Source organism: Priestia sp. KCTC 13724 (assembly GCF_056820425.1).
Map to the genome: position 1 here is coordinate 70326 of NZ_JBXDLD010000171.1, position 19651 is coordinate 89976.

Here is a 19651-nt window from a genome sequence, read left to right on the forward strand (position 1 = left end):
GCCTCTGCTCTTAGGAGTGGGAGCTTTTTTATTTGTCTATAATGGTATTATAGACAAGAATGTGAGGTATCAATAATGGAAAAGTTAGAAGATAAGTACGCAAATATCGATTTAAATAAGATTTATGAATACAAAGATTTACCAGATAAAATTGCTGGACGATGCGATAACTGCGGCAGCGTAAAGTTTAAAAGTAGCGTAGGTGGCGGCAAGTTTCTACGCGAATGCACGAAATGTGGAATGAAGAAGAATATCTAAAGCAGAATTGTAGACAGCTGTACTTTACAGGAGTACACTTTATAACGATAGTTATTTCACTATCCATACTTTACTGTTTGACAATGTAATGTTGTCGAGACCCTTTGTTATCCCCCAGATAACAAACAATCCCCTTAGCAAATCCTTTTCTGTTTGATGGTAGAAAAGGCAAAGCCCCTGCTCAAATGAGCAGGGGCTTTCTGATATATCTATTACTTAAAGATGTCATTAATAACTTTTGCTAAAATTTGAGATCCATTGAACAAGCTGTCAATAGAAGTATTGATATCTAAAGGTTTATTTTGTTTTTTATTGATCTTTTCCAAGAAAGGATCCAATGCTGCATAATGATCACCTTGTTCTTGAGAATGTAGGTATAAGATTATAGTGATTCCATCAGCAAGGTCTTCTAAAGAAGTTTTTAGCATGAGGTGGAAGTTAAATATCTCCATAAGTTCAAGAGCTTCCTCTTGACTAAGGTCATCATTAACTTGTCCGTTTATTATTTTAGAGCTTTCAGCTAATGTTTCCAAAGCCTTTCTTATATGTACTAATGCTTTTGAGACACCTTCAATTACCTCGGTACCAATTTTTTGTTCTAGTTTTATAGAGTTGAGTATACTGAAAATAGAATCAGAAAGTGGAGGTAGAACTTCGGAAATTTCTGTAATTAATTTTTCGCGATATTTATTATTCACAATGACCACCTTTTTCTATCCCACATTGAGGACAATATTTGTGTGAACTATCAAATATAGAGGTACAGCCTTTGCATACCAAAACTAAAACATGTTTACATTTGATGCAATGCTTTTTATTTGGCAGGAGAGTGAAATCACACTTTGGACACCTATTTAACCCTAAAGATACCTGCAACGACTGATCTACTTTCTCCATTATCGAACTATCAACGTATCCCTTATACTCTTTAATTCTATGAGGAATACTTAGAACCCTAATTTGAAAACAATCTATTAAAGCTGTTTTAGTTTGACCATTCTGTGCAGTCGGTTTTAACAAAACATACATAGGCATTTTTAATCTTTTCTCAGTCACCTCTCCTGTTATAGGAACAGCGAGAACAACAGAGTTTCTAGGGTTTAAGTTACCTATATCATTTGAAACAATAAGAACCCTTCTCTCTTTTCCTTCTTCAGAACCGAGAGCAGGGTCTAAGTCAGCTATAAATATATCTCCTCGTTTAATTTCCATTCAGTTCTTCTCTCCAGTAATCTGTGTCTTCTACTTCGTTAGCACTACTAACAGACTCTTCTGAAGCTTGAAGAAGTTCGGCAGTGTTTTCTTCATAATAAAGAGACATGTAGTGTAAAGCTTCTTCATCCTCTAACATTTCTTGGATTACTAATTGATTATTTTTCATGTATTTATTTACTTTTCCTCGAGCAGTTTCTAATAATAGACTTGTTGCCATTAATTTCATTAAAAGCTGATCATTACTTTTTATTTGCATTAGTATGTCACCTTCCTCTTTACTCATATTTTCACCTCCTGGGAAAAGCTTGTCAATATATATGTGGTAAAATTTTTATATGTTGTTAATAACTTTATTAACTAAAATATGTCAACAAATACGTTTCAGTACTTTATTTATTCCTCAAATTCATACAAATCATCTACTTTGGCATTTAATAGCTTAGCCAACAAAAATAATTTAGGTACCGGAGGATAACTTTCCCCATTTATGTATTTAACAAGATGCCGTCCAGTAATACCTAATTTATTTGCAATAAAAGAACGTTTTAAGCCGGATTCCTCAATGTACTTTCCTATATTACACTTCATTGCATCCTCTCCTATGTCATTAAAGTTCATTTTTTTATGATTTTTTGTGACATATAATACAGGCCTTCTATAATACCATTTAACATACCGAACAAAATTCCTTTTAAAACTACCAAATTTAATTCCGTAATTGGTGCCGAATGATGTTACCAAACAGAAAGCCGTTGCACGCTTTTAAACGGAACATCAAAATGTGGTAACCACAATACTTTATCCAACTATTTGAGTACCGTTTAAAAGAGACTATCCTATAGGATAAAAAAGAGAAGGGGTGTAGGTGTGCTGATTGAAATTACGACCTCAATTGCTGCAGCTTCTATTTTAGGTTTAGCTCAATTGAAGAAGGAGGGAGGCACTGAAGATGATGCAAAGAAAATCAAACAAATTGCAGATAATGTGGGTTTGAAAAAAGCCGGCCAGTCTATCCGGATGCATCGCAGATACCGTCCTAAAAACAAAAAATACACAGAGTATGTTTATCAAATTCCTTTAGGTTTAGGTCTGCAGGATTTTAAAGATCAAATCGATAAATTTGAGGATGGGCTAAATAACAAGAAAACAGTATTCACCTTTAAGTTAGGTGACATAAAAAAAGTAAGTATTAAAGAATTACGTAAAATCAAATCAGTTCGAGGTGTTTTTGAGGAAATAAGAAAAATCTTTGGTGAAAAGCATTTAATACGAAAAACCATTCATATGAGTTATGATGGAATGCTGCGAGTTAAGGTATATGATCAAGACATACCTACCTATCTTCCTTTTAGTGAAGCTATCTGGGAACAATGTAAGAAATGGCATGTTCCTATTGGCGAAACCAAAGATGGAATACATTTTATACGTTTAGATGATGGGCACGCTGTAATAGCTGGGACCACGAGATACGGTAAAACTACATTCTTACATTTGCTGATTAATACTTTTATTAAATTACATCCTAATGATGTTGAATTTAGCCTCATTGACTTGAAATCGGGGTTATCTTTTCAACGTTATAAAGATTGCAAACAGGTAATGAGCCTGGCTGAAGATTTAGAAAGCTCGCATTCTTGTTTCAGAGCAGTTATACAAGAAATGAAACGTCGAAAAGCCTTGTTTAAAAAATTAGGTGTTGAGAAGATTCAAGATGTAAAAGAGCCTATGACGAGGCACTATGTCATTATTGATGAAGCAAGCAACCTTGATTATAGGCGCATGGAGCTAGAGACAAAAGAAGATATTCAAAGAGCAAAATTCTTGTATGAGCAATGCAGGGCCTGGATGAAAACCATTGCTTGTGAAGCAGCAAGCCTAGGTATTTATTTAGTTTTCTCAACTCAATATCCAACTGTAGAGGTATTAGATAGCCAGGTGAAAGCAAATACGATTACAAAAGTTTGTTATCGATTGGATACCGGTAATCAGAGTTTAGTTGTTCTTGATCATACAGGAGCTGAAGATATCACAGTCAAAGGAAGAGCTATTGTAAGGACGCCAGATGGAACAAATGAGGTACAAAGCTATTTCTTAGAAGATGAACAAATTAAAAAGGTTATTACACCTCATATCAACATTCAACCTCGAAAGGATGATGATAATGAACAAACTGAGCAAGAAGGAGCAGAGAATCGATCAAATACTCCTGTCCTTAAAAAAACTAGACTTTCTTAACAGAACACAACTCCAAACCTTACATGATTTAGGGTCGGATCGTAATGCTCGTAAAGTGATGCAAAACTTGGATGAGTACGTTCATTACTTTCGTGATGGAGAAAAAATTTATTATTTATCTAAGGAAGGGAGAGAACGCGTTGATTGCGATAAAGTTCGTAAAAAAACTATTCAAGCCCGTCATTATATCATGAGAAATTACTTATACATTGCGTATGGTTGTCCGAAGACATGGGAAAATGAGGTTTTGTTAGAGATAGAAGGCCACGTGAAGGTGGTTTGTGATGCCATTTTCGAAGAAAGAGGGAGTGATCATATTATTGAAATTGACCATACTCAAAAGATGAGTGTTAACAAACTGAAAATTAATAAGTATCGTCAGTTATTTAACTCAGGAGCATACAAAACAAAGCCTAAACTTATCTGGATGACCACCACTGATTATAGACGTAAGCAATTACTAAAGCTCTGTGAAGGCTTAAATGTAGAGGTTTTTACCATTACAGATTTTTATTAGGAGGAATTCATATGTTTACATCTAAGAAAATTCAAACGGTTGGTACGATTAAAGAGTTTTTAAATCCATCTCCAGTCAAAGAATCCACAGACGTTATTACAGGGCAAGAAGGTATGCCATTTGTTTTCGGTGCTATGTTTCCTGTCTTCTTCACTATGCAACCTTCTATGTCATTTGCAGCTACAACAGCTTCAGCCTCTGTTAAAGAAGAAGTCTCCAGAAAAGTCATCGATGCATTTAATCCACTAACTGAATTAGTTCAAGGTTTATCTTATCCACTTGCATTTTTAGCCTTTAGTGCAGCAGGCATCTATTGGCTGCTTGGAAATCGACCTAAAGCGTTAGAAATGATGCAAGGTGCAACAATTGGTTATATCATTGTCCAGTTATCACCGATGCTTATGAGATTGCTCGTATCAGTAACAGCAGGATTCTAGGGAGGTATTCTCATGTGGGGCAAAGTTCAAACCGTAGGAACGATTACAGAATTCATAAATAAAGAGGCTACACTAGGAACGTCAGCCTCTTTCAATGGGTTGCTAGATTGGGCACTCCATCCTGTCGAGCGAACAAAAGAGATTGGTGCCAATGTAGCGTATGATAATATCGGGCCTTACTTAGATATTGTATGCATGATATCTTATCCAATTGCTAGTGTGATGATAACAATGGCTGGATTGTTGTACATTGTAAGTTTTAAAGAAAAAAGTATCTCTTGGTTAACAAAAACAAGTATTGCTTATGTGTTTATTCAATTGTTGCCTATGTTAACGAAAGCAGCCTTACAGTTGTTAATTACCTAATTTGACAGTCGAAAACAGCTCAAAAGCGTCTTATTATCATGACAGAACATCTAGTACTGACAACTATGCATACGAAAGATACAAAAGGCTCTATTTATCGATTGCTTGAGTTTGGTGTTAGTATTCAAGAAATTGAACAAACGTTGGTAGCCGTAGCTGCACAGCGATTAGTCGAAATAAAATGTAATTTTTGTGAAGGAAGATGTCATCCGCTATGTAAGAAAGAGCGTTTAAATAGACAGGCTAGCGTGTATGAGCTTCTATATGGAAGGGAAGTAAACGAAGTAATTAATGAAGTGAAAGGAAAGGAATTTCAATATGATTATGCACGACTAAGAGATGCAATTCGAAAAGGTATTGCGCTTGGGTATTTGTATTCACATGCGCTAGATGGGTGGGGGTCTTATTAAACGAAAGACATCAAACAAACATTGGGGACTTTCCAAACAAGCTAAAGTTTTAAGTCAGTTATCGAAGCTTGTTGAAAAAGGATATACGCTATCTCAAGCTTTATCGTTTATAGCATTCCAGCTATCAGCGAAGCAGCGTAGCGATGTGGATGCTTGTTTAATGGCAATGCGTCAAGGCGAGTCTTTGCACAGCTGTCTTCTAAAACTGAAGTTTCACCGAGACGTATTAAGCTACCTTTATTTTGCTGAACAGCATGGAGATCTTCATTTTGCGCTAAAAGAAAGTAGTCATATGCTAAGTGAGAAGATAAAAAACAAGAAACGATTTCAAAAGCTAGTACAATATCCACTTTTACTTTTAAGTTTCATCCTTGGGATTTTATTTATATTAAGCACCGTTTTGTTACCGCATTTTCAGTCTCTTTATAAAACAATGGGACACGAACAATCACCATTTCTTCTTATCTTTATGTCGACTATGTCTTACTTTCCACACGCACTTCTTGGAATCTCTGGAATCTTGTTGCTAATAGGAGGTCTGTATCTTATTAGTACAAAAAAGCTTGCTCCTGTAAAGAAAATGAACATTTTAATGAAAATTCCTTTTATGAAGCAGTTCACTAAGCTGTTTAACTCCTATTTTTTCGCGGTTCATACGAGTAATTTATTAAAAGGTGGACTATCAATTTATGAGTGTCTCTCGCTCTTTCAGCTGCAGCAACACTATCCTTTTTTTAGAGAAGAAGCTAAGCTTTTCACAACAGAACTTGCCGCTGGAAAATCTCTTAATCAAATTTTACAAACACGTCCTTATTATCAAAAAGATTTAGCAGAGGTCGTTGTTCATGGACAAAAAAATGGGGATTTAGCAAAAGAATTGTACGACTACAGCCTATATATGGTTGAGAGAATGGAAGAATGGGTTTTTCACATTCTCAAATATGTTCAGCCCATTACGTTCGCCTTTATTGGTATCGTTATTCTACTTATGTATATGTCAGTCATGATGCCAATGCTAGAAATTATGTCGAGTTTATAAAGGGGATTCAAACATGTTAAAAAATGAGAAAGGTTTTACTTTAATTGAGATGCTCATTGTTATGTTAGTTATTACAGTGCTATTGCTTATTATGGTGCCAAATGTATTAAAGCATAACGCTGTTATTAACAATAAAGGATGCTCGGCTTTAGTGAAAACAGTGGAAGCACAAGTGCAGGTGTATGAGCTTGAAAACGGAACAAAGCCTACTTTAAACGAGCTTGAAAGCGGAGGATACTTAAAAGAAGGAACGGTGTGTCCAAATGGTTCGAAAATTACAATAGGTACGGATGGACGCGTATCAGCGAGTGATGGAAACTCGTAAAATGAATCAAAAAGGCTTTACGCTAATCGAGTCCTTAATCGTGTTAGCCATTGTGCAAGTTATGGTGTTAATCATCGTCATCAATTTAAAACCTCTTATGGCCCACTATCAGTTAACCTCATTTTTACGACAACTTCAAGCAGATACCTTTTATACGCAACAAATAGCCATCACTACTCAGCGTCCGGCAAGGCTTACATTTGAGCCAGCCAACTCCCGATATTTGTTGCTTAAGATTGGAGCTGAAAGGCCCATTATGCAAAGAGGTTATCATTCGAATATTCGAGTTGTGTTTAGCAGTGGTACAAGTTCGATTCAATATAATGAGCAAGGAAATATTTCGCAGGCAAAAAGCTTGTTTATTTCAAGTAACAAAGAAACATATAAGGTCACGTTCCAAATTGGAAGAGGACGCTTTTATGTTACGAAAATATAATAATCAAACAGGCTTCACATTACTGGAAATGCTAGTAGCATTCAGTGCGCTGATTATGCTCACCGCTGTGATTGTTCCTTTATATATTCAAGCAATACAAGCTGAAAAAGATAAGAAGCGAATGTATGTAGGAGATGCGCTTTTGTATGAAAAAGTCATGACGGATGCTGATCAAAAGCACTTACTCTCTGAAAAGAGGATGTATAACGGGGTTGAATACCTCCTTGTATTCAAAGAAGAACCGGTTCCAAAGTGGTGTGTTTCTTGGAAAAGAACTAATCAGAAAATCATAGAAAGATGTGAATCTACGTTAAAATGAGGAACCAAAAAGGTTTTACATTAGTAGAAATGTTGCTTAGTTTAACGATTTTCTTTGTAATAGTATCCTTTATTCCGCCTGTCTTGTCATTGGCTAACCAAAAATATGCCCCTGATGACCTAGCAACAGAAATGGAATGGGAAATCTTTATTCAGCAGTTAACAAAGGAGTATCGAAGAGCGCATCATGTTAGCGTTAACGAAAGAATTTTATCATTACGAATAGATGGAGAGCCTTTAGTTACGTATGAACCTTTTAATGATAAGGTTCGGCGTAGGGTTGACCAGAGTGGTCATGAAGTTGTCTTGCAGTTTGTGAAGTTAATTGAGTACAAATACGAAAGCAATCTGCTTCATGTTAAGGTGGTATATAAACACGGTGAAATTCATGAAACAACGATTAAAACATTTATGGATGTTGAATAAAGATAGGAAAGCGTACCAAGCGGGTTTTGCGCTTCCCTTTGTACTAGCCTTTAGTGCGCTATTTTTATTTTTACTATCCCACCAGTTGGTGTATTTTGTAACGAAAAGTACGTTTTATGCCGAAGTAAATCAGCGCTATGAATTAGACTATTTACTGCAAAAAGGAGTCCGAGATTTACAAGCAGACGTTCAAACAAATAATTTTTCACAAGAAAGCGATGGGGTACTAACTTATGATTCAGGAACCGTTAAGTACCAAATACTAAGGCAGACAGAGGATAGTGTGACTATTCAAGTTCGCTGCGCTACAAAAGAAGAAAGACAGCTTATTCATACAATTACTTTTCAGCGAGAAAGCGGTAAGGTAATTGCCTGGGTTTAGAGATAGAGCAAAAAACCTTGAGTTTATGAAGAAATCAAGGTCTTTTGTTGTTAATCATCAAATTCAACATCTTTATCATTAATATTTGATTTTTACATGATGATGTTCTACATTACGCTTTGAATGGTTAGTGAAAGGAGGCCCAATCACAACCGTTTCATCAATGGGTTCCAATGCTTGTTTAATTTGGCTTTCGTTGACATTATAAGCTTTTTGAAACACTTCAGGAGGTGTTAAGCGAAGGATGTCTGAACCTTCTGCTGATTCAAACTGGTCGTTATTAAAGAAAAGGTGAAGGGAGCTTCTTCTGTTAATGGTTCAATCCAGTGCCACCAACCCATTGGGATAAATGCTACATTTCCTTTTTTAATACGATACGTATGCAGGGTGCTCGTATCGGGATCTATAATTGATACCTCGACTTCTCCAGAAATCACCACATCTAACTCCCAAGCATTTGGGTGCCAATGGGGTTCTCTCATATAGCCTTTAGTTAAATATAAGTCTACAAAAGCTCAACCAATCATGGCAGGGAGCTGTGTAGATGTTACTTGATACGCAATGTTGTTGGTGTTTCGTTTAAATAATACGCTGTTTTGGTAGTTAAACGATAAGTTTGGTGTACCAGACGTCTTCTTAATATTCGAATTATCAGGAACAAATCCAGAATGACTCATAGTTGTTTCAACCTCTTTCTTACAAAAGAATATAACGTATCATATTATTAGTCAGGAAAGAATGTGTTACATCATCACAAAGTTTTCTTGCTTTTGATTAATAGCTTTTCAGCGAGGATATACTAGTTCGTAGGAGATGATGATGTGAAAACAAACGACTACGTGAAGTACGTAACGCAGCAGCTTGTTCAATATATGGATCAACCGAAAGAAATTCGTAAAACCAAACGAATTGAAAAGAAAAAGACACGAGATCCGTTTTTTAATAGGTGGTTTGGAATGATTCCTCTTTCATTTCAAATCTGGTATCGAAATACGAAAAAAGGTAAAAAGTAGCCTGCGCTCTTTTTACCTTTTTTATTTATAGAATGTTTTATACGAAATGACGTGAAAGGTGATGATTAACAGTTTGTTCAGACAAGTAAAACAATCCGCCGTTTACAATTTTCGTTAAAATAACAGGCTCATATAAATCTTGTAAAGCCTGTTTTTCTGTCGTATAGCTTTCGGGTAGCTCTTCCATATTCTCATAGAAATGATCTAAAAGTGCAAGGTCTTCATACCATCTTTCTTGCGCTTTTTTTGCCCAATCCATCGGCTGCTTTGAAATGTGATCTTCCACATAAGCTGATAATCTTGAAATTCCGCTTTTGGGGCGAATAATTGGCGATAGCGTAAAGCAATAATCAGGAATCTTTGACGTGAAGTTTTGTTTGGACATCATCAGCTGAAAGTTATCAAGAATCGCTCCCGTAATTAAATTTAACCCAAGCGATAGTAATTCATCTTTTTTTCGGTCACACTTATACGAAACCTTCATATTTAAAGCAAGCCAAGGCTGAAGTGAACGCTGCGATTGTGAGTGAGAATGCATTTTTTCATATAAGTGAACGAATCCTCCAAACTTTTGGGCTGACCCAAAAATTTGATGTAAACGCGGTGAGCCAAAGTGAATTTTTTCGCCTTGTACAGATGAATCATCATAAGTTGGATCGGTGATAAACGTAAGTGAAGCAGGATTAGGTTTCCCGCCTGTTTTTTCAATATAATGCCAATAAAAAGGTCGGTTCATAAGCTCTTTATCCATTTCAATAGTAAGCTGAACCTTCAAATAAGATGGGTCGTCTTCTGTCAAGTCACAGTTATGTGCCGTGAAATATTTTTTGAGAAATTGATGAATTTCAGTTTGCTGCATGCTGTTCACCTTCTTCATCTTCGTGATATTCAATAATGGATGTAAGATTGTTCATCTTAATTTTCATTTCTCCTTCACTTCGTGAATGAAGAAGAATATCTTGAATGTGATCTTCAATGTTATCAATTTCTAGTTTGGTTAAAATTTCATCGAGCTCACCAACAACACGCTCAAATAAATTTATTTTTTCATAAAGTAGCTTTAAAATATGTTCTTCGACTGTATTCTCAATTGCTAGATTATAAATGTGCACATCATGCTGTTGACCCAGTCTATGAACGCGTCCAATTCGTTGCTCTAATCTCATTGGGTTCCAAGGTAGGTCGTAGTTAATGATATGGTGACAGAATTGAAGGTTAATTCCTTCACCTCCAGCTTCCGTTGCGATAAAAACTTGAGCATGGCTTTCAAAAAGCTGTTTCATCCAGTCTTTTTTTCCACGCTTAAATCCACCCCTAAACGGAACAGATGTAATACCGTGTTGTTTTAAATACCACTGTAAATAAAGCTGAGTTGCTCGATATTCCGTAAAAATGATGACTTTATCATTAATCTGTTGAATTAATTCAATTACCTTTTCTGCTTTCGCATTTTGAGGAACGGTTTGTACTTTTTCAAGGAGTGGTTTAAGCATCTGAGTAGCTTTTTCACTGTTTTCGTCCTCTTGGCGTTCAAGCATGCTTTTTAAGGTCATAAATACTGCTTCGCGACTGCTACAAGCTTCGCGCTGCAATGTTAAAATTGCAAAGGAACTGCTGGGTAAATTTGAATGTTGCTTAAATGAAGTGATTTGATCATACAACTCTCGTTCTTCAGATGAAAACTCAACAGGAACGGTTTGAACAATTCGTTTTGTCCATTCAATACCTGTGTCTTGCCTGCGGTTTCGAATCATCACTTTGTTAACGAGTTCCTTTAAATACTCATCATTTTGAACAGAACGTTTCTTAGCAGAAAATAAATCAGCAAAATAATCTTTGTTTCCTAGGTGGCCTGGTTTTAATAACGAAACTAAGTTGAAAATCTCTTCTACTCGATTTTGAATTGGTGTCGCTGTTAATAATAAGCAGAACTTTTTCTTTAAGCTTTGAACAAACTCATAGTTTTTTGTTTTATTATTTTTTAGTTTATGAGCTTCATCGATGATGATAAGGTCATAATCTTGTTCTAATACAATTTCGCGATGAGGAGAGCGCTTGGCTGTATCAATGGATGATACTACTATGTCGCATTGCTCCCACACGTATGTTTTCTTTTGTGGAACAGCAGGAATAAAAAATTTATGGTTAAGTTCCATTGCCCATTGGGATACAAGTGATGCTGGTACAAGAATAAGGGCTTTTTTCACAAGACCACGAATCATATATTCTTTTAAAATGAGTCCTGCTTCAATTGTCTTTCCAAGCCCCACTTCGTCAGCTAAAATCGCTTTTCCATTCATTTCTTCTACCACTTTTTTAGCTACTTCTAACTGGTGTGGATGCGGGGTTAGGTCTGTTAAATGGCGAGGTGCTTGCAGACCTTCAAATTCAGTAATTAACGTTTGCTCCTCGATTTCATATGCTAATTTATACATTTCCCAATCAGACCAAGAGCCGTCTTGCTCAAGTTTATTTAAAAAAGTAGATTCCCATGCTTCATCTTTCTTCATACTGATGTTCATCGTTAGTTTTGCTCCTTTCTGAAAGTTTTTATTGAACTGCTGAACAGAATCATGTAGGATAAAAATATATTTTAGAAAATTCAAAATAGAAAATAGATTGTCACTAAATGAACTATTTTGTTATTGATGTGTGTAAGTAATAGTTTCTTAGTAGTATGCCCAAAATTACAAACTTTATAGAGGCGAATGATGACAAGGGGAGAGACTGCTTTAAAGTGGCGCCGAAGGAGCAAACAACATGTGAATCTCTCAGGCAAAAAGACTCTTGTTGGACGCAACTCTGGAGAGCGTCTATTTCGAATAGACCACCCACGAGGCAAACCTATTTAACGGGTAAACTTTCAGGTGAAAAGGACAGAGACTTCCTGCTATACAGCAGGGAGTTCTCTGTCCTTTTTTATGTGTAAAAAAGATACGATGATTCCCCGAAACCAAAGCAAATGGCCTTATATGAGGAGGATGTTAAATGACTGAGCTAAACAAAACACCACTTTACGATGTCTATCAACAGTACGGTGGAAAGATTATTGATTTTGGAGGTTGGGCTCTTCCAGTTCAATTCTCATCTATTAAAGAAGAACATCATGCGGTTCGTACAAAAGCTGGCCTGTTCGATGTTTCTCACATGGGAGAGTTTGATGTAAAAGGGACAAATAGCTTGGCATTTTTACAAAAAGTTATGACGAATGATGTTTCAGTATTACGTCCAGGTAAAGCACTATATACCGCGATGTGCTATGAAGATGGGGGCACAGTGGATGATCTCCTTGTTTATCAAAAAGGAGAAGATGACTACCTGCTTGTTGTAAACGCAGCAAATATTGAAAAAGACTTCGAATGGCTACAGCAGCATAAGCCAGAGGGTATTGAGCTTGTAAATCGTTCAAGTGAGTTTGCTTTACTAGCTTTGCAAGGTCCAGCTGCACAAGGTGTTTTACAGAAATTAACATATGAATCATTATCTGACTTGAAACCATTTACATTTAAAGATGATGTAGAAGTAGCAGGTGTGAGAGCGCTTGTTTCACGTACAGGTTATACAGGCGAGGATGGTTTTGAACTGTACTGTTCTGCATCAGATGTAGTAACGCTTTGGACTGAGCTTTTAAAAAGTGAAGAGGTAGTTCCGTGTGGATTAGGAGCACGAGATACGCTTCGTTTTGAAGCAACTTTAGCTTTATATGGTCAAGAGCTTTCAAAAGATATTACGCCAATTGAAGCACGTATCGGATTCGCAGTGAAAACGGATAAAGAAGATTTTATCGGCAAAGAGGTATTAAAGCGTCAGCGTGAAGAAGGACCAAACCGCAAGCTTGTTGGGCTTGAAATGATTGATAAAGGAATTCCACGACATGGATATGAAGTGTTTAGTGAGGAAGAAGAGATTGGCTTTGTTACAACAGGCACACAATCGCCAACTTTAAATAAAAGCATTGGTCTTGCACTTATCGATGCTAAACATGCTGAGCTAGGTACAGAAGTGTATGTGCAAGTGCGAAAAAGACGTTTAAAAGCAAAAGTCGTGAAGACACCTTTTTATAAGCGTTCAAAATAATGTTGGGTAATTAAAGAGAGGGGACAAAAGAATGGTACATCGTTATTTACCAATGACATCAGAAAATCAGCAGCAAATGTTAAAGGCAATTGGCGTGTCTTCAGTGGATGAGTTGTTTTCAGATATCCCAGAAAGCGTTCGTTTCCAAGGGGAATACAATATAAAAAAAGCGGCCTCAGAATCTGAGCTAGTAAAAGAGTTAACAAACTTAGCTACTAAAAATAAGAACGTAAAGGAATACGCTTCATTTTTAGGAGCAGGTGTTTATGATCACTATATGCCAATTATTGTTGATCACGTTATTTCGCGTTCAGAGTTTTACACAGCTTATACACCATATCAGCCTGAAATTTCGCAAGGAGAGCTGCAGGCTATCTTTGAATTTCAAACGATGATTTGTGAGCTAACAGGAATGGATGTTGCCAATTCATCCATGTACGATGGTGGTACAGCACTTGCTGAGGCAGCCATGTTAAGTGCAGGTCAAACGAGAAAGAAAAAAGTGTTAGTTTCAGAAACAGTTCACCCTGAATCACGAGCTGTGTTAGAAACGTACGCAGCAGGTCAGTACATTGAAGTAGTAGAAGTACCAAGCAAAGACGGCGTAACGGATCTGACGGTGCTGAAGGAGCGCATGGATGATGATGTAGCGGCTGTCATCGTTCAGTATCCAAACTTCTTTGGTCAAGTAGAACCTTTAAGAGAAATTGAAGCCATTGCTCATCAAGGAAAAGGAATGTTTGTTGTATCAAGCAATCCACTATCTCTTGGATTGTTAACTCCTCCGGGTCAGTTTGGTGCTGATATTGTTGTAGGAGATGCACAACCTTTTGGTATTCCAACACAGTTCGGTGGTCCTCACTGCGGCTACTTTGCTACAACGACAAAGTTAATGCGTAAAATTCCAGGACGCTTAGTTGGTCAAACGATTGATGAAAATGGTAAGCGCGGCTTTGTCTTAACGCTTCAAGCACGTGAGCAACATATTCGCCGTGATAAAGCAACTTCAAACATTTGTTCAAATCAAGCGTTAAATGCACTTGCAGCTTCAGTAGCGATGACTGCCTTAGGAAAGCAAGGGGTAAAGGAAATGGCTACGCAAAATTTATCAAAAACGCATTATGCATATAACGCATTAAAAGCAAGCGAAGTAGATGTTGTTTTTAATGGGGCATTTTTCAATGAGTTGGTTGTAAAACTACCTCAACCTAGTAAGGAAGTAAATCAAAAGTTATTAGCGAAGCATATCATTGGTGGCTATGATTTAGGCCGAGACTATCATGAGCTTAAGGATCACATGCTACTTGCTTTTACTGAACTCCGTACAAAAGAAGAAATCGACCAACTTGTGAAGGAATTGGGGGATCTTTATGCATAATCAACATCAATCGCTTATTTTTGAAATGAGTAAAGAAGGACGCGTTGGCTATTCATTACCAGAACTAGACGTGCCGGAAGTAACCAGTACGGAAGTGTTGCCAGCAGAATATGTACGTACCGAAGCACCAGAACTTCCAGAAGTGTCTGAGCTAGACATTATGCGTCACTATACTGCTCTTTCAAAACGTAACCATGGAGTAGACTCTGGCTTTTATCCGCTTGGTTCTTGTACAATGAAATATAATCCAAAAATTAATGAATATACAGCCCGTATTCCAGGCTTCGCTAATATTCATCCACTTCAGGATGAAGAAACGGTTCAAGGTGCTCTTGAGCTCATGTATGATTTGCAGGAGCACTTAACAGAGATTACAGGCATGGATGAAGTTACGCTTCAGCCAGCAGCAGGTGCTCATGGTGAGTGGACGGGGTTAATGATGATTCGTGCCTATCATGAAGCAAAAGGTGATACGAAGCGTACGAAAGTAATCGTTCCTGATTCAGCTCATGGTACAAATCCAGCCTCGGCAACAGTAGCTGGATTTGAAACAGTTACTGTAAAATCTAATGAGCATGGTTTGGTAGACTTAGATGATCTTCGTAAAGTAGTAAACGAAGAAACAGCAGCTCTTATGTTAACAAACCCAAATACGTTAGGTCTTTTTGAAGAAGATATTTTGGAAATGGCAGAAATCGTTCATGCAGCTGGTGGTAAGCTTTATTATGACGGAGCGAACTTAAATGCTGTATTAAGTAAAGCACGACCAGGCGATATGGGCTTTGACATTGTACATTTAAACCTTCATAAAACATTCACAGGTCCACACGGTGGTGGCGGTCCAGGTTCTGGTCCAGTTGGTGTAAAAGCAGATTTAATTCCATTTTTACCAAAACCGGTACTAGTCAAAACGGAAAGCGGCTTTACTTTCGACTACAATCGCCCACAGTCCATTGGCCGAGTTAAACCGTTTTACGGCAACTTTGGTATTAACGTACGTGCTTATACGTACATCCGCTCTATGGGTCCAGATGGTTTAAAAGCGGTAACGGAAAATGCGGTATTAAACGCAAACTACATGATGAGACGATTGTCAGAGCATTATGATTTACCGTTTGATCGTCATTGTAAGCATGAATTTGTTTTATCAGGGAAGCGGCAAAAGAAACTCGGTGTTCGCACGCTGGATATTGCGAAGCGACTGCTTGATTTTGGGTATCATCCACCGACAATTTACTTCCCTCTTATTGTCGAAGAGTGCATGATGATTGAACCAACTGAAACGGAATCAAAAGAGACGCTTGATGCGTTTATTGGTGCAATGATTCAAATTGCAAAAGAAGTGGAAGAAAATCCGGAAATCGTTCAAGAAGCACCTCATACGACGGTTGTGAAGCGATTGGATGAAACGCTTGCAGCAAGAAAGCCTGTACTCCGCTATCAAAAATAAACCACAAAAACAGCCCCTTCTTAGATGAAGGGGCTGTTTTTGTGGTTTATTTTTTTGTTTTAATTTTGCCGTTCCAAGCTTTGAATCCGCCTTTTAGGTCATGAATCTCTTTCACACCATGCTTGCGCAAGAGCTGAGCAGCACGACCAGTTCGCATGCCACTTTGGCAGTAAATATAAACAGGTTGATCAGTACGGAACTCCTTTATACGCATACGGAACTGTGAAAGAGGAATATTTCTTGCTCCTAAAATATGTCCGTTTTCAAATTCATTTGGTTCGCGAATATCAACTAGCTGTGCTTTACGATAACCGCTGCGGAATTCTTCTTCCGTTAACGTTTTCATAATGCGACGTTGGTAAAAAAACATTACGACAGAATAAATAATAATTGCCGCAAGTACAATGATTAGTGCCCACATGTTGTTTCTTCCTTTCTTCGACAAAATACATAGTCTTATTATATAAGTGAATGAAATTAGAAGTAAAGGGATTCTTCTTGAAGTCATGATAGTTTTTACGAAAGAAAAGTAAAAAATTACTGCTTCACTTTTCTTTTCCTTCTGCTTATCTTTTGGTAGACTAAAAAACGGATTAAGTTTATTACATATGTAAATGTCTACTATACTAGTTAGGGATGAGAAAAATGAAGCAAAAATGGAGATTCATTGATTCAAAAGAACGTTCGCCATATTACAATATGGCACTTGATGAAGCGCTTTTAGAGTGGCATAGCACTGGTCAAATACCACCAACGATTCGATTTTACGGCTGGAATCCTCCAACATTATCAATTGGTTACTTTCAAAAAGCTGAAAAAGAAATCAATTTTGAACAGGTAGATAAATTAGGATTAGGATTTGTGCGTCGACCAACAGGGGGACGAGGCGTTTTGCACGACGAGGAGCTTACTTACAGCGTCATTGTATCGGAAGACTATCCAAACATGCCTAAGACGGTGACAGAGGCGTATCGTGTCATTTCAGAAGGGTTATTAGAGGGATTTCGTTCGCTGGGTCTGGAAGCATATTTTGCAATCCCTCGCACAGAAGAAGAAAAAAATAGTTTGAAAAATCCACGTTCATCTGTTTGTTTTGATGCACCTTCATGGTATGAGCTTGTGGTAGAAGGGCGTAAAATTGCTGGAAGTGCACAAACGCGTCAAAAAGGTGTAATTTTACAGCACGGTTCTATTTTATTAGAGATTGACGAAGATAAATTATTTAGCGTATTTAATTATCCAAATGATCGTGTGAAAGAGCGAATGCAGCGTGCGTTTCGTTCAAAAGCTGTTGCAATCAATGCTATTGCAGGCCGTAAAATCCAAATGGAAGAAGCGAAGGAAGCATTTTATAAAGGCTTTGCTAGCGCTTTAGATATTGACTTAGAACCTTATGAATTAACAGAACAAGAAGAGCGTTACGTAGAAGAATTAGCACAAAAGAAATATGCTTCTGTTGAATGGAATTTTAGAAGATAACGATTGCTTAGGAGCACACTATTTAAGCTGTGCCCCTAAGTATTTTATCTAGCTGAAGAAAGTAATTGATGTAAAAGTCAAATACTTTTTTAATGTAAAAAAATATTTTTCTTGACATCTATCTATATGTAGGTGTTTGGGTTTTGGTTGAATACTACATGTTGAATTTGTCCAATCCGTGTGGTAAGTTATTGATAGTTGAAATTTTGCTTTTTTCAAAATAAGGTAAATGATTGGTAAAATAGAGCACGATTGGTAAGGGAGTTGTCAGAATGACTGTTATAGTTAATCAAAAAGTAAATATGAATATTGAAAAGCTTAATCAAGATATTGAACGCTTTCCACAAGTACACCCAATTACACCAGATATGAAAATTACTCATAAAGGCGTATCTCGACTCGTAATGTTAGACCGTTATGCGTTTAAAGATACGGAAAAACTTACGTTATCAAAAGGAGACTTTGTTGTTTTAACCGTAAAGGAAGACCCTAAGTTTCCAGCTCGAGGACTTGGCTATGTGGAAAGCATTAATTTTGACCAAAAGATGGCAGTCGTAAAGGTTGAAGATGAGTTTCGTGGAGCGTTAGCACCTGAAGAAGCAGAAAGTGGACTTATTACTCGTTCATTAGACGTAATTGAAAAACCACTTGAAATCTTCTATGAGCAAATTGCAAAGCGTAACGCTACTGGGTTAGCTTCCGCTGAACAAACGGAAGAGAAGCGAAAAGAATGGTTTGAAAAATTCTATCAAGAGCTTGTTCAAATGAACTTTGTACCAGCTGGACGCGTTCTGTACGGAGCGGGAGCTGAAACGGATGTTACATACTTTAACTGCTATGTAATGCCGTACGTAAAAGATTCTCGCGAAGGAATCTCCGAACACCGTAAGCAAGTCATGGAAATCATGAGTCGAGGTGGAGGAGTTGGAACAAACGGTTCAACCCTGCGTCCACGCAACACACTAGCGCGTGGTGTAAACGGTAAATCATCCGGATCTGTCTCTTGGTTAGATGATATTGCGAAACTTACGCACCTTGTAGAGCAAGGCGGTTCTCGTCGCGGTGCTCAAATGATTATGTTAGCGGATTAAAAAAACAAATAAACTTTTCTGGGTGATTTCATGGATATTTCTAAAGAGCTTCTAAGAAAGTTATATCTTGAAGAAAATCACAGCATGTCTCAAATCGGAGAGATTTTAAACGTTTCTAAGAATGTTGTTAAAAGAAAACTTAGAAAGTATGGTTTGAGAAAGACTCAATTAAAGCTAGGTAATGAGCATTATGACAATAAAGAATGGTTATATAATGAATACGTTGTAAAGAAAAAAGGATATACGATAATTGCAAGAGAGTTAGGGGTTAGCTCTACAGTTATTAGAAATCGAATTCTGTACTTTGGATGGCCTGTTCGTGGCCATGCTGAGATAGATAAAGGAGCTCCTAGACGTGGAGTAACTCATAGCAGTGAAGCTATCGATAAGATAAAGAATAGCCGGCAAAAAAAGCGAATAACCTGTGTTTGTAATTATTGTAGTAGTCAGCTTGAAGTGGTCCATTCTAAATTTAAATACAATAATAAAAATTATTGTAATGCATATTGTTTTCGTGAGTTTTTAAAAGAAAACAGAGTGGAATGTATGGACATAACGAATTCTGCTGAATACAAAGAGTGGAGAAAATTGGTCTATATTCGCGACGGTTATCGGTGTAAAATGCCAGGCTGTAACTCTACGTCGAGACAGATAGCTGCACATCATATATATCCTAAGAAAAAGTATCCTGATAAACAATTCGACTTGTCTAATGGAATTACTCTTTGTCGGTAACTACTCAGACCCTATGGAATTTTTTAAAAATAAACCTGCCTTCACGTTTGATTTCTTGATAACT

At 37.1% G+C, this 19651-nt stretch carries 25 protein-coding genes, 2 pseudogenes and 2 riboswitches; of the genes and pseudogenes, 19 read left to right on the top strand and 8 right to left on the bottom strand.

Annotated elements, in window-relative coordinates; translation table 11 throughout:
- The first annotated feature begins 75 nt into the window (after positions 1–75).
- Positions 76–258 (top strand): DUF8096 family protein, encoded by a 183-nt coding sequence (locus tag AC1UFB_RS19650; RefSeq protein WP_482589867.1) that lies wholly within the window; start codon positions 76–78, stop codon positions 256–258.
- Positions 259–470: 212 nt separating this feature from the next.
- Here AC1UFB_RS19650 and AC1UFB_RS19655 read toward each other — a convergent pair whose 3' ends face one another.
- The 4 genes from AC1UFB_RS19655 to AC1UFB_RS19670 form a co-directional block, all read right to left on the bottom strand.
- On the bottom strand, positions 471–956 hold the full coding sequence (locus AC1UFB_RS19655; RefSeq protein WP_440839786.1) for a hypothetical protein: 486 nt from the start codon (positions 954–956) through the stop codon (positions 471–473).
- Positions 949–1470 (bottom strand): type II toxin-antitoxin system PemK/MazF family toxin, encoded by a 522-nt coding sequence (locus tag AC1UFB_RS19660; protein ID WP_440839784.1) that lies wholly within the window; start codon positions 1468–1470, stop codon positions 949–951. Before AC1UFB_RS19660 ends, AC1UFB_RS19655 begins: the two co-directional genes overlap by 8 nt.
- Positions 1460–1756: a hypothetical protein gene (locus AC1UFB_RS19665; RefSeq protein ID WP_440839782.1), complete on the bottom strand. Its 297-nt coding sequence runs from the start codon at positions 1754–1756 to the stop codon at positions 1460–1462. The genes AC1UFB_RS19660 and AC1UFB_RS19665 overlap by 11 nt, the downstream gene beginning before the upstream one ends.
- 110 nt (positions 1757–1866) lie before the next feature.
- The gene (locus tag AC1UFB_RS19670; RefSeq protein ID WP_440839780.1) at positions 1867–2061 is read right to left on the bottom strand and encodes a helix-turn-helix transcriptional regulator; all 195 of its coding nucleotides are present in this window, start codon (positions 2059–2061) and stop codon (positions 1867–1869) included.
- A gap of 279 nt (positions 2062–2340) precedes the next feature.
- Between AC1UFB_RS19670 and AC1UFB_RS19675 the strand changes: the two genes are divergently transcribed.
- The 11 genes from AC1UFB_RS19675 to comGG are packed head-to-tail and all read left to right on the top strand — an operon-like array spanning position 2341 to position 8364.
- A complete protein-coding gene (locus tag AC1UFB_RS19675; protein WP_440839778.1) occupies positions 2341–3708 on the top strand; it encodes an FtsK/SpoIIIE domain-containing protein in 1368 nt (455 codons plus the stop codon).
- Complete coding sequence (locus AC1UFB_RS19680) at positions 3635–4225, top strand: replication-relaxation family protein (protein ID WP_440839776.1); 591 nt, start codon at positions 3635–3637, stop codon at positions 4223–4225. The genes AC1UFB_RS19675 and AC1UFB_RS19680 overlap by 74 nt, the downstream gene beginning before the upstream one ends.
- Before the next feature lie 11 nt (positions 4226–4236).
- On the top strand, positions 4237–4662 hold the full coding sequence (locus AC1UFB_RS19685; RefSeq protein WP_440839774.1) for a hypothetical protein: 426 nt from the start codon (positions 4237–4239) through the stop codon (positions 4660–4662).
- Positions 4663–4674: 12 nt separating this feature from the next.
- Positions 4675–5028, top strand: coding sequence for a hypothetical protein (locus AC1UFB_RS19690; RefSeq protein WP_318757333.1), 354 nt, complete (start codon positions 4675–4677; stop codon positions 5026–5028).
- A gap of 38 nt (positions 5029–5066) precedes the next feature.
- Positions 5067–5438 carry an ATPase, T2SS/T4P/T4SS family gene (locus AC1UFB_RS19695; RefSeq protein ID WP_318757332.1) on the top strand — a complete coding sequence of 124 codons (372 nt, stop codon included), beginning with the start codon at positions 5067–5069 and terminating at the stop codon, positions 5436–5438.
- Positions 5419–6477: a competence type IV pilus assembly protein ComGB gene (comGB, locus tag AC1UFB_RS19700; RefSeq protein WP_100346825.1), complete on the top strand. Its 1059-nt coding sequence runs from the start codon at positions 5419–5421 to the stop codon at positions 6475–6477. Before AC1UFB_RS19695 ends, comGB begins: the two co-directional genes overlap by 20 nt.
- 13 nt (positions 6478–6490) lie before the next feature.
- On the top strand, positions 6491–6802 hold the full coding sequence (comGC, locus tag AC1UFB_RS19705) for a competence type IV pilus major pilin ComGC (protein WP_025911556.1): 312 nt from the start codon (positions 6491–6493) through the stop codon (positions 6800–6802).
- Entirely contained in the window at positions 6768–7238 is a 471-nt protein-coding gene (gene comGD / locus AC1UFB_RS19710; RefSeq protein WP_226372940.1) for a competence type IV pilus minor pilin ComGD, read from the top strand. The genes comGC and comGD overlap by 35 nt, the downstream gene beginning before the upstream one ends.
- Positions 7222–7557 (top strand): type II secretion system protein, encoded by a 336-nt coding sequence (locus tag AC1UFB_RS19715; protein ID WP_025911553.1) that lies wholly within the window; start codon positions 7222–7224, stop codon positions 7555–7557. Before comGD ends, AC1UFB_RS19715 begins: the two co-directional genes overlap by 17 nt.
- Complete coding sequence (gene comGF / locus AC1UFB_RS19720) at positions 7554–7982, top strand: competence type IV pilus minor pilin ComGF (RefSeq protein WP_025911552.1); 429 nt, start codon at positions 7554–7556, stop codon at positions 7980–7982. Before AC1UFB_RS19715 ends, comGF begins: the two co-directional genes overlap by 4 nt.
- Entirely contained in the window at positions 7945–8364 is a 420-nt protein-coding gene (gene comGG / locus AC1UFB_RS19725; RefSeq protein WP_061784683.1) for a competence type IV pilus minor pilin ComGG, read from the top strand. The genes comGF and comGG overlap by 38 nt, the downstream gene beginning before the upstream one ends.
- A gap of 78 nt (positions 8365–8442) precedes the next feature.
- Here the strand turns inward: comGG and AC1UFB_RS19730 are convergent.
- Positions 8443–9041 (bottom strand): annotated as a pseudogene (locus AC1UFB_RS19730) (cupin domain-containing protein).
- A 144-nt stretch (positions 9042–9185) separates the two neighbouring features.
- Here AC1UFB_RS19730 and AC1UFB_RS19735 point away from each other — a divergent pair.
- Positions 9186–9377: a YqzE family protein gene (locus AC1UFB_RS19735; protein ID WP_025911548.1), complete on the top strand. Its 192-nt coding sequence runs from the start codon at positions 9186–9188 to the stop codon at positions 9375–9377.
- 37 nt (positions 9378–9414) lie between these two features.
- Here AC1UFB_RS19735 and AC1UFB_RS19740 read toward each other — a convergent pair whose 3' ends face one another.
- The gene (locus AC1UFB_RS19740; RefSeq protein ID WP_025911547.1) at positions 9415–10236 is read right to left on the bottom strand and encodes a YqhG family protein; all 822 of its coding nucleotides are present in this window, start codon (positions 10234–10236) and stop codon (positions 9415–9417) included.
- Complete coding sequence (locus AC1UFB_RS19745; protein WP_100346826.1) at positions 10223–11899, bottom strand: DEAD/DEAH box helicase; 1677 nt, start codon at positions 11897–11899, stop codon at positions 10223–10225. Before AC1UFB_RS19745 ends, AC1UFB_RS19740 begins: the two co-directional genes overlap by 14 nt.
- Positions 11900–12085: 186 nt before the next feature.
- A riboswitch (glycine riboswitch) is annotated at positions 12086–12174 on the top strand.
- A 3-nt stretch (positions 12175–12177) separates the two neighbouring features.
- Positions 12178–12259: riboswitch (glycine riboswitch) on the top strand.
- 106 nt (positions 12260–12365) lie between these two features.
- Between AC1UFB_RS19745 and gcvT the strand changes: the two genes are divergently transcribed.
- From gcvT to gcvPB, 3 genes are read left to right on the top strand one after another with little or no spacing between them, the layout of a single operon-like run.
- A complete protein-coding gene (gene gcvT, locus AC1UFB_RS19750) occupies positions 12366–13454 on the top strand; it encodes a glycine cleavage system aminomethyltransferase GcvT (protein WP_100346827.1) in 1089 nt (362 codons plus the stop codon).
- A gap of 31 nt (positions 13455–13485) precedes the next feature.
- Complete coding sequence (gcvPA, locus tag AC1UFB_RS19755; RefSeq protein WP_100346828.1) at positions 13486–14832, top strand: aminomethyl-transferring glycine dehydrogenase subunit GcvPA; 1347 nt, start codon at positions 13486–13488, stop codon at positions 14830–14832.
- Positions 14825–16282, top strand: a complete 1458-nt coding sequence (gene gcvPB, locus AC1UFB_RS19760) for an aminomethyl-transferring glycine dehydrogenase subunit GcvPB (RefSeq protein WP_482589874.1) — start codon at positions 14825–14827, stop codon at positions 16280–16282. The genes gcvPA and gcvPB overlap by 8 nt, the downstream gene beginning before the upstream one ends.
- A gap of 46 nt (positions 16283–16328) precedes the next feature.
- Here gcvPB and AC1UFB_RS19765 read toward each other — a convergent pair whose 3' ends face one another.
- Positions 16329–16703, bottom strand: coding sequence for a rhodanese-like domain-containing protein (locus tag AC1UFB_RS19765; protein WP_025911539.1), 375 nt, complete (start codon positions 16701–16703; stop codon positions 16329–16331).
- A gap of 224 nt (positions 16704–16927) precedes the next feature.
- Between AC1UFB_RS19765 and AC1UFB_RS19770 the strand changes: the two genes are divergently transcribed.
- The 3 genes and pseudogenes from AC1UFB_RS19770 (at position 16928) to AC1UFB_RS19780 (ending at position 19587) form a co-directional block, all read left to right on the top strand.
- On the top strand, positions 16928–17761 hold the full coding sequence (locus tag AC1UFB_RS19770; protein ID WP_025911538.1) for a lipoate--protein ligase family protein: 834 nt from the start codon (positions 16928–16930) through the stop codon (positions 17759–17761).
- A gap of 272 nt (positions 17762–18033) precedes the next feature.
- A pseudogene (locus AC1UFB_RS19775) lies at positions 18034–18849 on the top strand (ribonucleotide reductase N-terminal alpha domain-containing protein); the annotation flags it as partial.
- Positions 18850–18882: 33 nt separating this feature from the next.
- On the top strand, positions 18883–19587 hold the full coding sequence (locus AC1UFB_RS19780) for a hypothetical protein (RefSeq protein WP_482589877.1): 705 nt from the start codon (positions 18883–18885) through the stop codon (positions 19585–19587).
- Positions 19588–19651: the final 64 nt, after the last annotated feature.

Coding starts and splice junctions, on each gene's coding strand:
- AC1UFB_RS19680 (WP_440839776.1), top strand. CDS start 3,635: ATGAACAAACTGAGCAAGAAGGAGCAGAGAATCGATCAAATACTCCTG.
- comGF (WP_025911552.1), top strand. CDS start 7,554: ATGAGGAACCAAAAAGGTTTTACATTAGTAGAAATGTTGCTTAGTTTA.
- comGG (WP_061784683.1), top strand. CDS start 7,945: ATGAAACAACGATTAAAACATTTATGGATGTTGAATAAAGATAGGAAA.
- AC1UFB_RS19765 (WP_025911539.1), bottom strand. CDS start 16,703: ATGTGGGCACTAATCATTGTACTTGCGGCAATTATTATTTATTCTGTC.
- AC1UFB_RS19685 (WP_440839774.1), top strand. CDS start 4,237: ATGTTTACATCTAAGAAAATTCAAACGGTTGGTACGATTAAAGAGTTT.
- AC1UFB_RS19770 (WP_025911538.1), top strand. CDS start 16,928: ATGAAGCAAAAATGGAGATTCATTGATTCAAAAGAACGTTCGCCATAT.
- gcvPA (WP_100346828.1), top strand. CDS start 13,486: ATGGTACATCGTTATTTACCAATGACATCAGAAAATCAGCAGCAAATG.
- AC1UFB_RS19715 (WP_025911553.1), top strand. CDS start 7,222: ATGTTACGAAAATATAATAATCAAACAGGCTTCACATTACTGGAAATG.
- comGD (WP_226372940.1), top strand. CDS start 6,768: ATGGACGCGTATCAGCGAGTGATGGAAACTCGTAAAATGAATCAAAAA.
- AC1UFB_RS19745 (WP_100346826.1), bottom strand. CDS start 11,899: ATGAACATCAGTATGAAGAAAGATGAAGCATGGGAATCTACTTTTTTA.
- AC1UFB_RS19670 (WP_440839780.1), bottom strand. CDS start 2,061: ATGAAGTGTAATATAGGAAAGTACATTGAGGAATCCGGCTTAAAACGT.
- gcvT (WP_100346827.1), top strand. CDS start 12,366: ATGACTGAGCTAAACAAAACACCACTTTACGATGTCTATCAACAGTAC.
- AC1UFB_RS19665 (WP_440839782.1), bottom strand. CDS start 1,756: ATGAGTAAAGAGGAAGGTGACATACTAATGCAAATAAAAAGTAATGAT.
- AC1UFB_RS19740 (WP_025911547.1), bottom strand. CDS start 10,236: ATGCAGCAAACTGAAATTCATCAATTTCTCAAAAAATATTTCACGGCA.
- AC1UFB_RS19780 (WP_482589877.1), top strand. CDS start 18,883: ATGGATATTTCTAAAGAGCTTCTAAGAAAGTTATATCTTGAAGAAAAT.
- comGB (WP_100346825.1), top strand. CDS start 5,419: ATGGGTGGGGGTCTTATTAAACGAAAGACATCAAACAAACATTGGGGA.
- comGC (WP_025911556.1), top strand. CDS start 6,491: ATGTTAAAAAATGAGAAAGGTTTTACTTTAATTGAGATGCTCATTGTT.
- AC1UFB_RS19650 (WP_482589867.1), top strand. CDS start 76: ATGGAAAAGTTAGAAGATAAGTACGCAAATATCGATTTAAATAAGATT.
- AC1UFB_RS19695 (WP_318757332.1), top strand. CDS start 5,067: ATGACAGAACATCTAGTACTGACAACTATGCATACGAAAGATACAAAA.
- gcvPB (WP_482589874.1), top strand. CDS start 14,825: ATGCATAATCAACATCAATCGCTTATTTTTGAAATGAGTAAAGAAGGA.
- AC1UFB_RS19690 (WP_318757333.1), top strand. CDS start 4,675: ATGTGGGGCAAAGTTCAAACCGTAGGAACGATTACAGAATTCATAAAT.
- AC1UFB_RS19660 (WP_440839784.1), bottom strand. CDS start 1,470: ATGGAAATTAAACGAGGAGATATATTTATAGCTGACTTAGACCCTGCT.